The 9,502-nt window shown below is 51.4% G+C and carries 9 protein-coding genes and 1 pseudogene; 6 read left to right on the forward strand and 4 right to left on the reverse strand.

From position 1 onward, the window contains the following. Positions 1-365, reverse strand: a pseudogene (locus ACTHUT_RS09980) (IS481 family transposase); the annotation flags it as partial. A 45-nt stretch (positions 366-410) separates the two neighbouring features. Beyond that, a complete protein-coding gene (gene terL / locus ACTHUT_RS09985) occupies positions 411-1,739 on the reverse strand; it encodes a phage terminase large subunit (protein ID WP_284675700.1) in 1,329 nt (442 codons plus the stop codon). A 14-nt stretch (positions 1,740-1,753) separates the two neighbouring features. Here terL and ACTHUT_RS09990 point away from each other — a divergent pair, with 14 nt between their 5' ends. From ACTHUT_RS09990 to recB, 6 genes are all read left to right on the forward strand, one after another. Continuing rightward, positions 1,754-2,080 carry a DUF4376 domain-containing protein gene (locus ACTHUT_RS09990; RefSeq protein WP_053090877.1) on the forward strand — a complete coding sequence of 109 codons (327 nt, stop codon included), beginning with the start codon at positions 1,754-1,756 and terminating at the stop codon, positions 2,078-2,080. Positions 2,081-2,082: 2 nt separating this feature from the next. Continuing rightward, positions 2,083-2,391: a hypothetical protein gene (locus ACTHUT_RS09995; protein WP_308186868.1), complete on the forward strand. Its 309-nt coding sequence runs from the start codon at positions 2,083-2,085 to the stop codon at positions 2,389-2,391. A gap of 27 nt (positions 2,392-2,418) precedes the next feature. After that, entirely contained in the window at positions 2,419-2,559 is a 141-nt protein-coding gene (locus tag ACTHUT_RS10000; RefSeq protein WP_308186867.1) for a hypothetical protein, read from the forward strand. Between the two features lie 33 nt (positions 2,560-2,592). Further along, the gene (locus ACTHUT_RS10005) at positions 2,593-2,793 is read left to right on the forward strand and encodes a hypothetical protein (RefSeq protein ID WP_080974647.1); all 201 of its coding nucleotides are present in this window, start codon (positions 2,593-2,595) and stop codon (positions 2,791-2,793) included. 199 nt (positions 2,794-2,992) lie between these two features. After that, a complete protein-coding gene (locus tag ACTHUT_RS10010; RefSeq protein ID WP_154953933.1) occupies positions 2,993-3,694 on the forward strand; it encodes a hemagglutinin repeat-containing protein in 702 nt (233 codons plus the stop codon). Between the two features lie 144 nt (positions 3,695-3,838). Continuing rightward, positions 3,839-7,480 carry an exodeoxyribonuclease V subunit beta gene (recB, locus tag ACTHUT_RS10015; RefSeq protein WP_440418771.1) on the forward strand — a complete coding sequence of 1,214 codons (3,642 nt, stop codon included), beginning with the start codon at positions 3,839-3,841 and terminating at the stop codon, positions 7,478-7,480. 152 nt (positions 7,481-7,632) lie between these two features. Here recB and dinB read toward each other — a convergent pair whose 3' ends face one another. After that, complete coding sequence (gene dinB, locus ACTHUT_RS10020; protein WP_250600892.1) at positions 7,633-8,691, reverse strand: DNA polymerase IV; 1,059 nt, start codon at positions 8,689-8,691, stop codon at positions 7,633-7,635. Between the two features lie 77 nt (positions 8,692-8,768). Next, positions 8,769-9,502: sulfate ABC transporter substrate-binding protein (locus tag ACTHUT_RS10025; RefSeq protein WP_440418772.1), on the reverse strand; the 734-nt coding region annotated here is incomplete at its 5' end.

Here is a 9,502-nt window from a genome sequence, read left to right on the forward strand (position 1 = left end):
TAATCCCGCTTATCGGTGGCTTTCTGTCCTTTGAGCAGCGGCAGCCGTTTGGTATCGAGATGTACCAGCTCTCCGGGGTAGGATTTATTGTAGCGTTTGGCCTGCCTTTTGAGTTTTTCCTGAATGCCGCGTTCTACCTTGGCCAGGCGTTTCATTCCGTACTTTGCCTGTTTGAAACGGTTGTTGGTACTGGTTTGGGGTTTGGGCAGCCTGCCTCTTGCAGCTTTAAGTGCGCGGTAAATGGTGACGCGGCTGACTTGGTAGCGGCGTGCCAGGGAGGTTACGCTTTCCTTCCCCTGCGTGTAGGCCAGCCAAATGGCTTGGCGGTGGTGAGGGGTGAGACGGGTGTTTTTGTGCATGTTCATGTTTCAGTATTCTCCTGGAAATACTGTAAACAACGCTACTAGTTTCTACAGGTAATCAATCATGCCCGTTCGGGTGTCCAATAGCTCACTAAATGCACGGCTCAAACAGTCGATTTGGTCATCGTGCTGACCGTTTGGGAACATCCGCATTTCTGAAATCAGCGCATCTGTATCCCATGTGCCGTCATCCAGCACCATCACATTACCGATGTTGACCTGTGCCGCGAATGGCTCGGCTCGTGTCACCTTATCGCCCGACTCAGGGCTGGCAGATACAGAAAAACCCGCCAATTGACGGGTTAAATATAGGGTTTGCGACTTGCCGGCCTGCCCAGGGTCTTGCGGGATAGATATTTTTGTTTTCACACCGTCTTTTTGCACCGTGTTTTTCAAAATTCTGTCTCGCTCATCCGCCCCATATTGGCCGCGCACAATATTGGCAATAATGTACCGCCCATCTTCTGTAACACTAAGCCTGCCGCCTGCTGTATAGTCGCCATCGTTTGCGGTTGAGGCTAAGTCCCATCCGCGCACCCATCTGATATTACCGGCAGGCAATGCCTTAACAAATTGCAGATTGTCAGGCTTAAACGTACCGCCATCAGGCGGTGCAGGTTTTTGCAAATATTGCCCGGCAAATACATACGGCGCGGCTTGTTCCATGCGGCGTAGTGTTTCAATATCGTGCTTTTCAGGCCATAACGCCGTGCCGTCATCTTGAATCGCTGGTAAGCACAAATGTTCCCATTCTTCGCCGTTGCCACCGTCAAGCAGCCAGCCTGCTAAGTCTTTCTCGTGCAGGCGTTGCATGATTAGAATGATCGGCGTTTCAGGGCTGTTCTTACGGGATTCGACTGTGTTTTGAAACCAGTCGATGATGTTTTGCCGTCTGACCTCGCTTCGTGCTTCGTCTGCTTTATGCGGATCGTCAATGATGATACAACCCCCAAAGCCGTCCCGATGTTTGCCAGCACCGAAACCGGTAATCGTACCGCCTGCGCCTGTTGCGTACATCACACCACCTTCGGTTGTCTTCCAATGGCTACTGCTTTCGCTTTCAAGCTCCACATTCGGGAAAATTGCCCGATATTCCTCATGCTGCACCAAGTTTCTAATCTGCACGGAGTTATTGACCGCCAATGTTGCGGAATAGCTCGCATGAATAAATTCACAATCCGGCACGCACCCCATCGCCCACGCGATGAAGTTCACGACCGCGATTTCCGTTTTCGAGTATCGCGGCGGAATATTAATAATCAAGCGTTTTGTTTCGCCGTTGAAAACACGTTCTAGGGCGTTACAGATTAGGGCGTGATGATTCGCTCGCTGCCAAATATAGCCACGTCTTTGATAAAACATCCAGCGTGTAAACATATACAAGCTGCCGTATGATTCCTGGGGTATTTGTCAAAAGCGTGGGTAAGTGGTTTCACACCAACGATGAGAGCTGCACCCAATACATCCTACTGCGCACCATGAAAGAGTTGCCGGTGGGGTTACGCTGGAAAACGATGGAAAACGATTTTGTCCTCATGACCCGCGAGCTACTGGATGAGATGACTACGCAGATGGTATTGGATGAGCAGGCCGACTTTGCCAACGCCGAACGCCATAAAGCCGCCATGTTAAAGGCCGAAAATCCGCTGGAATACGATTATTCGGACGGCTGGACAGCTAACTACGAGCAGCCCGCCGCCGAGCTGGAGGAGGCGTAATCATGAAACCACGATACTACCTAGCTCTCTATAAAGGCCATCGGGGCGGCTCCGGCTGGCGCGTATGGTGTGCTCGAGCCACCGACTGGCTGACCCGCATTCTCACTCGTGGCCAATACAGCCACGCCGAGATTGCCTACGGCCCAGTCGAAGGCGGCGGGTACGACTGTATTTCATCTTCCGTGCGCGACGGCGGCGTGCGCGCCAAAACGATGCTGCTGCCCGCTGATAAGTGGGATCTAATCCCGTTGCCCGACAGCATCAATGAGCACGGCCAGCTCGACCGCCTATACCGCAATACCGTCAGCTAGCCCTACGACTGGTTCGGTGCCGTCGGCGTGGTATTCAAAACCCGCCAACGCGGCGACAAGTGGTTTTGCTCCGAGTGGTACGCCGCCGCATTGGGGCTGCCCGACTGCTGGCGCTGGTCGCCCAATGATCTTGCCGCCATCGTGTCCGTCCTAAAAAGGCAGGCATGAAAAATCTCGCCACGCAGGCGGGGAATAAGAAAGATGAGACGGCAACGCGGCAGGTGCGGGAACACCCGCAGCGAACTGCCCGCCTATCTCGACCTCGTGGCCGAACTGCACCTGCCCGGCTGGGAGTGTTTTGCAGACAGCCAAACCTTTACTGTGAGCAGCACCATCAACCGCAATTCGAGCTACGACGACCACCTGATTTATAAGTTCTGTCGACAAGCGGCAAAGCAGTAGAAAACAAACAGGTCAACGAGTATTCCATTAAAGGCTACTCTGGCACCGAAACCAATAAAGAAAACGGCAGCGTGACTGCCAAAGCCGGTATCAAATTCATCGATACACCAAAGACGGTTCAAACGTTGATGTAAATGCCAACCTGAACGTCAACTACGCTGATGAAAACAAAAAAGAATCTACCGCCGTCAAAGGCGATATGAATGCGACCAATGTTGTCATCAACGCCAAAGACTCTGCTGAAATCGCATCCAACATTACTGCCAACAACAACGTCAACATTACCGCAGGCAACGGCGTAACCTTCACCGAGTCAGCCAATACTGCCTCCAACCAAGGTACAGCCGTTAATGTCGGTATCGGCGCTGGTACGACAATCAATGTTGAAACCGGTGTTGCCGTTCCTCACGTCAATGGCTCTGTCGGCGTCAACAAAACCGATAACGCTTCTTCTACCGCCACAGGCGCGAATGTAGCGGCTGGCAATGACATTAAAATCAATGCCAACAACGGTGACGTCAACCTGCACGGTACCAACCTGGTATCCAACAACTCCGTTGAAGTAGAAGGCAACAAAGTCAATACTTCCGGCGCAATCAGCAGCGTTAACGAAAAAAACCTGACCGTCAATGTCAACGGCAGCTACGCTTCAGGCAAACCTGACGGCGGCATCAACGCCAAAGGTAAAAACGAAGCCAACGTAACCAATACGGCAAACACCATCCAAAGCGACAATGTTGTTATTACTACCGGCTCTCCAACCGGTTTGAGCGTCAACAATACGACCATCAACGGTAATAATGTTGCGTACTACTATGACGACAGTAAAGCTCCTGCGGCGAACCGTTATACCTATCGTCCCCGCCAACCAAGCTACGCCAAACGCCGTTTGCGCTACTAAGATGCGCTATTGAAGTCATTTAATAGCCCTTAAGACATGCCGTCTGAAAACAGAAAGTTTTCAGACGGCATTTCTATCATCAATGCAAAACAACACACTATCTCTGTTATGATAATGCCTCGCTAATATTATTCCGTTCCAACCATGTCTTCCCCCCTTCCTTTTGACGCGCTCACACTTTCCATCGACGGTACCAACCTCATCGAAGCTTCTGCCGGTACGGGTAAAACCTACGGCATTGCCGCGCTCTTTACCCGACTGATTGTTTTAGAAAAAAAAGACATCGAGAAAATTCTGGTCGTTACCTTTACCAAAGCGGCGACAGCAGAACTGAAAACCCGTTTGCGCGCGCGTTTGGACGAAGTGTTGCAGGTTTTGAACGAAATCCAAACTTTGGGCGGCAAGCCGGAACATATTTCAGACGGCCTGAACAAATATTACGAAAAAGAGAAAAAATCCCCCGATGACTTTCTCAATCGCTTGATTCCTTTGGCTTTAGGTGAGCAAGACGGACAGGAAAGCTGCCATCGCCTGATTCTCCGCCTCAAAGCCACGCTGAGCCAGTTTGACAACGCATCGATTTACACTATCCACGGCTTCTGTCAGCGCGTCTTGCGCGATTACGCGTTTTTGTGCGGTGCGCCTTTGGATGTCGAGCTGTCGGACGACTCGCGCGAGAGGCTGCTGATTCCTGCGCAGGACTTTTGGCGGCAGAAAGTGGCAACCGATGCCACATTGGCACAATTGGTTTTTGACCGGAAATGCACGCCCGAAGAAATGCTTGCCGAAATCAAAAGCTATACCGGCCGCCCCTATCTGAAATTCAGACGGCCTGAAGGCAGTTTGAAAGAAGCCCAAGCCAACCTTCAAGAAACATGGCAAAAAGTTTGCGGTCAGTTGGAAGACTTGGAAAAAGCGTTTTGGACAATCTTGCCCAAACTTAATGGCCAGACCTACAAAAGAAATACCTTTGAAAATGTTTTTATCGATTTAAAAACAAACGCCGAATCCAGTCATCTGCCCCGCCTGAGCAAACAAACGCTAGGGAAATTAAGCCTCTTCAGTATCGACACGCTCAACAGCAAACTGAAAAAAGAATATAAAGCCGATGCCGATGCGCCGGAAATTATCCAGCTGCAAGCTTTGGCCAATCTCGGTCGTGATTTGCAAGCAATGGAAAGCGCGGAAGAAGCGGTCTTCATCTGCCTGCAACTCGATCTCCTTTCCTACATCAACCAATCTATTGCCGAACAAAAAAAATCACGCCGCGAGCGCGTGTTTGACGATTTGCTGCTGGATGTCCATCAGGCATTGACCACTAATGAACACGGCAACGCATTGGCAAAAGTGGCAGCGGCAAACTGGGAAATCGCGCTGATTGACGAATTCCAAGATACCGACCCGCTGCAATATGAAATTTTCCGCCAAATTTTTATCGAACAAGGCTGCCCGCTGTTTCTCGTTGGCGACCCCAAACAGGCGATTTACAGCTTTCGCGGTGCGGACATTTACGCCTATCTGCAAGCCGCGCAAGATGCGGACAGGCATTACACCCTCGCCGTCAACTACCGCAGCCATGCCAAGCTGATCAACGGCATCAGCGCCTTGTTCAAACAAAAAAAACATCCATTCGTATTGGAAAACATCGATTACAGCGATGTCTCCGCCAGCCGCGCCAAAAGCCGGCTGTCGCCACACCGCCCCGCCATCCAAGTGCGCTGGCTCAATACGGACGACCAAACCGGCAAAGAAATTTTGCGCGGCCGTGCCGCCGAATATTGCGCCGATGAAATTGCCTTTGCGCTCAATGAAGCAGCCGAAGGCCATCTGAACTTCAAAGGCCGTGCATTGGAATCCGGCGATATTGCCGTCTTGGTACGCACCAACAACGAAGCGGCGATGATTGCCGGAAAACTGAAACAGCGCCGTATCCAAAGCGTGTTGCTGTCGCGCCAGTCCGTTTTCGATTCCGCCGAGGCAGACTCGCTGTCCGCGCTGATCGGCTTTTGGCTCAACCCAAGGCAAACCGACTGGCTGCGCTTTGTCTTAACTGGCGTTTTATTCGGCTATACCGCCAAAGAGATTTACGAACTCAACCACAACGAACACCAGCTACTGAAATGGCTGGAATCGTCTGCCGAAGCCATGGAAAAATGGCGTAAAGGCGGCATTTTTGCCGCCGTGCAGCAGTTTGCCGCCCTACATGACATCGAAACACGCCTGCTCAAAGGCGGCAACGAACGCAGCCTGACCAACTACTACCAAATTCTGGAGCTTTTGGCCGAAGAAGACAGCCAAAGCCGCAACCCTGCCGCCCTGCATAAATGGCTGAACGAACAAATCGGCCGTGCGCGCAGCGGCCATTTCCCGTCAGACGCGCAAACCATCCGTCTTGAAAGCGACGAAAAACTGGTCAAAATCGTTACCATGCACGCGTCGAAAGGTTTGCAATATCCTTTGGTGTACTGCCCCTTCGCGTGGGATACCAAAGACGATTCCAAAGAAAACTGGAAAATCCTGCATACTGAAAGCCACGAAACCGAGCTGCTGGCAACATCTCAAACCTCGGAAGCAGAACTAAGCCATCTTGCCGACGAAAAGACGGCAGAAGATTTACGCCTGCTTTATGTTGCACTTACCCGCGCCGAAGAACAGCTCAACATCTACGCCGCCGCCAACAAATACTGTACGCCAAACAATCCTTTTGCCTATCTGCTCGAAGGTTTGCCGGATGCCGACCGCGAAAGCGTCAACCAAAGCTATAAAAGCGCAACAGATGTTGTGGAAATGCTCAAGCTCAACTGGCAACGCTTTATCAAAAATGCGCCTGAAAATACGGAGTTTGCCTTCACGGAAGAAGCCCCGCCGGAAACCGTCTACCAATACAGCCGCCAGCAAGACCAAGCTTTGGGCGCACATAGCATCAAACGCCGCGATTTTGACTTTATCCGCCACACCAGCTTTACCGGTTTGAGCAGACACACCAAGTCAACCGACGAACAACACGAGCCTTTGCAACCTGCCATCGACCCGGCAGAAAGCGCAGACCGTGCCATGCCGTCTGAAAACCTGCCGTCCCCACTTTCAGACGGCCTTGATATCCACCATTTCCCCCGCGGCACCAATGCCGGCGTATGTTTGCATGAAATGTTGGAAAAACTCGACTTCGCCGCCTCTGCCGAGAGCCAATCCGAAATGATTGCCGAAGTTTTACAACGCCACAGCTTTGAAGACAAATGGTTGCCAACGGTAAGTACCATGCTCGACACCTGCCGCCTGACGCCTTTAATCGGCGAGAGCCTGTCGCAGATTCCGCCGACCCGACGCCTGCCCGAAATGGGGTTTACCCTGTACATGGACGATTTCAAACTGGACAACTTGCGCCGTTGGTTTGCCTCAAGCGAAGCAAACCTGCCGACCGAATGCGTCCAAGCCGCGCAACTGCTTGATTTCCATGATTTGCAAGGCTATTTAAACGGCTTTATCGATATGGTTTGTCAAGATTCAGACGGCAATGTCGTTTTAATCGACTACAAATCCAACCATTTGGGCAACGATACAAGCGCGTACACGCAACAGGCGATGAACGAAGCCGTGGCGCATCATCACTACTACCTGCAAGCCCTGATCTACGCCGTTGCCATCGCGCGCTACTATGCCCTGCGCGGCAAGCCGTTGACCAAAATCGCCATCCGCTACCTCTTCCTACGCGGCATGGACGGCTCGGAACGAGGCATTTGGAAATGGGACATCGATACCGCCCTGCTTTCCACTTTTGTTGAATGAAAAACAAATTCTTGATAAATCATTTTGTTAAACCGTTAAAAAGGCCGTCTGAAACGTTTTCAGACGGCCTGTTTAAACGGCTGCCGATATGGTTATGGAACAATATTGTCCTGCGCCCTATCTTCAAACGGAAAGAATGCTTTTCTATTTCTTTATAACCAAAGCGTCTGCTGCTGGTTTTTCGGCAGTAAATGGCTCACACCGATACCGATCAGGCGGAAGGCGTCTTCGCGTTGCGGCGGTATGCGTTGCAGCAAAGTATGCGCCGCTTGAAGCAGCGAGGCGCTGTCGGGAAAGACGGAAGAATACGTCAGCGAACGCGTGATAATGCGGAAATCGTGGGTTTTGAGTTTGAGGGTAACGCCTTTGGCTTCGACGTTTTTGCGTTCGATTTGCCGCCAGAGGTCTTCGGCAAGGTGCGGCAAATGGCTTGAAGCCTGCACCAAAGACAAATCTTCGGGCAAGGTGATTTCGGTTGAGATTTGCAGGCGTTCTCGTTCGGCTTTGACCGGCCGCTCGTCAATACCGCGTGCCAAATCGTAAAGGCGGTAGCCGTAGCGGCCGAAATGGTTTAAAAGTTCGCCGCGCTCAAAACGGCGTAAATCGCCGGCGGTCTGCATACCGAGGGCATTCATCTTTTTCAGCGTGACTTTGCCGACACCAGGAATCTTACCCAACGGCAAGCTCTCCAAAAATGCCATGATTTTTTGCGGCGGCAGCACAAACTGCCCGTTCGGCTTGCGCCAGTCGGAAGCAATTTTGGCCAAAAACTTATTGGGTGCGATGCCTGCGGAGGCTGTCAAACCGGTTTCTTCAAAAATTTCGGCACGAATGCGTTTGGCTACCTCGCTGGCGTACGGGATATTTTCAAAATTTCGGGTAACATCCAAATAGGCTTCATCCAAAGACAAAGGTTCGATCAAATCGGTATAACGCCGAAACACGGCATGAATCTGCGCCGAAACTTGGCGGTACAAATCGAAATGCGGCGGCACAAACACCGCCTGCGGACACAGCCTTTTCGCCGTTGCCACCGACATCGCCGAGTGCAAACCGAATTTGCGCGCTTCATAAGAAGCGGCACAAATAACCGACCGCGTGCCGTCCCACGCCACAACGACGGGCAGCCCTTTCAGGTGCGGCTGCTCGCGCAGTTCTACCGAAGCGTAGAATGCGTCCATATCGATATGGATGATTTTGCGTTGGGACATGGGAAAAGATGGATAAGAAAAAGGCTTATTGTAACAAAAGGCCGTCTGAAGTTTCAGACGGCCTCTATGTTTAAGCCTTATTTTTTACTGGAAAGCTGGTCAAATAATCCGCCGTCGGCAAAGAATTTTTTCATGATTTCTTCCCACGAGCCAAATTTCTCATTCGGATTAAACGTCTCAATCTCAGGGAAATCGGCTTTGTGTTTCGCCAATACTTCGGCATTGCGCGGACGCAGATAAAGATTGGCGGCCAACTCTTGGGCCGGTTCGCTCCAGAGGTTTTGCAGATAGGCTTCGGCAGCAGCGCGCGTGCCTTTTTTATCGACTACGCTGTCCACGACGGCAACCGGCGCTTCGGAAAGAATGGTGTAGCTTGGATAAACGATTTCAAACTGGTCTTGGGTCAGCTTTTTGCTGACGTAGTTGGCCTCATTTTCAAAGGTAACCAAGACATCGCCGATATTGCGTTGGCTGAAGGTCGTTGTTGCTGCGCGGCCGCCGTTTTCAAACACAGGCGTGTTTTTCAGCAATGCGGCCACAAAATCTTTGGTTTTGCCTTCATCGCCGTTATTCACTTTCAAACTATAACCGTACGCACCCAAAAAGGCGTAGCGGCCGTTGCCGGTGGTTTTCGGGTTGGCCAAAACGATTTGCACGCCGTCTTTAGCCAAATCGCCCCAGTCTTGGATGTGTTTCGGATTGCCTTTGCGCACCAAGAAAACGACGTTGCTGGTATAAGGTACGGCATTATCCGGCAGGCGCGTGTTCCAATCTGCTTTGACCAAACCTTTTTTCACCAAAAGCTCGATAT

The organism is Neisseria sp. P0022.S010 (assembly GCF_051956635.1).

Coding starts and splice junctions, on each gene's coding strand:
- ACTHUT_RS10005 (WP_080974647.1), top strand. CDS start 2,593: ATGAGACGGCAACGCGGCAGGTGCGGGAACACCCGCAGCGAACTGCCC.
- dinB (WP_250600892.1), bottom strand. CDS start 8,691: ATGTCCCAACGCAAAATCATCCATATCGATATGGACGCATTCTACGCT.
- ACTHUT_RS09995 (WP_308186868.1), top strand. CDS start 2,083: ATGAAACCACGATACTACCTAGCTCTCTATAAAGGCCATCGGGGCGGC.
- recB (WP_440418771.1), top strand. CDS start 3,839: ATGTCTTCCCCCCTTCCTTTTGACGCGCTCACACTTTCCATCGACGGT.
- terL (WP_284675700.1), bottom strand. CDS start 1,739: ATGTTTACACGCTGGATGTTTTATCAAAGACGTGGCTATATTTGGCAG.
- ACTHUT_RS10010 (WP_154953933.1), top strand. CDS start 2,993: ATGAATGCGACCAATGTTGTCATCAACGCCAAAGACTCTGCTGAAATC.
- ACTHUT_RS09990 (WP_053090877.1), top strand. CDS start 1,754: ATGATTCCTGGGGTATTTGTCAAAAGCGTGGGTAAGTGGTTTCACACC.